General features: G+C 69.7%; 1 protein-coding gene. It reads right to left on the bottom strand.

What is annotated here, in order from left to right; translation table 11 throughout:
* Positions 1–23 precede the first annotated feature (23 nt).
* Positions 24–1,519 (bottom strand): transposase (locus D7W79_RS41920; protein WP_208729986.1); only part of this gene is annotated, 1,496 nt, incomplete at its 5' end.

Raw genomic sequence — 1,519 nt, forward strand, 5'->3', positions numbered from 1 at the left:
GGAGGGTTGCGCAGAATAGCGGCTCAGCCCGGCTGGGAGGCAGGGGGAGAAGCCGGGGCCTCGAGGAGGACGAAGACGCAGAAAAGCCGGCTGCGAGTGAGCAGCCGGCTGACGTTATGGGCCAGCAGTTTGAGGAAGACTTCCGCGTCGATGGTGGGGGGATGGCGGGAAGAGAGGCGACGAAAGCCCATGTCCTGCTGGAGGGAGGCGAAGACGGGCTCCACGGTGGCCATGCGCTGCAGATAGCGCGCCTTGGCGTCTGGCTGCTTCATGCGCGTCTGCATGGCCTCCAGCAGGCCTTCGTACTCCCAACGCACGGTGAAGGTGCGGCGCTCGGCTTGGGAGCACTGCGGACGCAAGGGGCACGTCGGACAGCCCTGGCCGAAGTAGACCTCGCACCGGTCGAAGTGATTGAGCACCGGCCCGTGCATGGTGCGCCCTGCCGGACACACCACGGCCCTGCGCGCGTGCTGAAGTTCAAACGCCTCGCGTGGGAGCATGCCGGGCTTGGTGGCCAGAGGGCCCGTGGCCGGGCCCGGGTTGAGCAGCACGTCCATGCAGGCGTGGTGGAGGGCTGCGAAGCGCAGGTCCTCTTCGCTCCAGTAGCCGGAATCCCCGGCGACTTGCAGCCGCAAAGGCAGGGGCACTCCGGCTGCGTGCAGCACGCGGCGCGTCTGCTGCATCGCGCCTTCCAGGTGGCCCTTGTCATTGCCCGAGGCCGTCAGCAGGACGCCCACCACCAGTCGCTGCGTGACGCCGCTGGCCACCACCGTGAGGCGGTGCCCCGGGTGCACGCCATTGCCAGGAAACTGCATGAGGGCCGCGCGGGGGTTGCTGAGCACCACGCTTGCCTGAGCCCGTTGCTCGCACAGGTGGACCGCCTCCTGGTGCTTGCGCACCTGCCGCGCGTGCTGCGCGCGCTGGCAAGCGTCCAGGGCGTCGGCGTCCACCGCGCGCAGGGGATTCAAGCGCCGCAGCGACTGCGTGCGCACGCGCACCTGGCTGCGACTGGCATGGGCACGCAAACGCACGCTGTCGATTCCCAGCTCCCGCGTGCGCACCAGGCCCTCCTGCACCGCCCAGCGCACCGTCTCTTCCAGGGCTGCCAGGAAGAGGGCGCCATTCTGGGCCCGAAAGCGGTTGAGGACCGCCACGCTGATGCAATGGCCGCCGCTGAGCCAGCGCAAGGCGCAGTCCGTTTGCAGCGCTCGCGCCAGCCGCGTCCCCTGGTGCAGCCCGATGAGGCTGGCGTAAAGCCAGAGCCCCAGCAGCTGACGCGGAGCGAACCCATTCTGGCCCAGGGCCGAGGAGCGCGCTTCCACCTGCGTCAGCTCGAAGCGCTCCACCACGCGCCACACCCTTCGGGCCAGATGCTCCCGGGGCACCAGCCGCTCCGCCAAGGCCAGCGCTTCTCTGTCGGGCGCCTTGAATCGCGGCGTCGGGTCCTTCGGGATGCGCCGCCTCGGCTGCTTCGCTGGCGGGCAGGGCCGTCCTGCCTCCTGCTTCATCTGCTCTCTAC

It is taken from the genome of Corallococcus exercitus (assembly GCF_003611585.1).
In the GTDB taxonomy this organism is placed as follows: Bacteria; Myxococcota; Myxococcia; order Myxococcales; family Myxococcaceae; genus Corallococcus; species Corallococcus exercitus.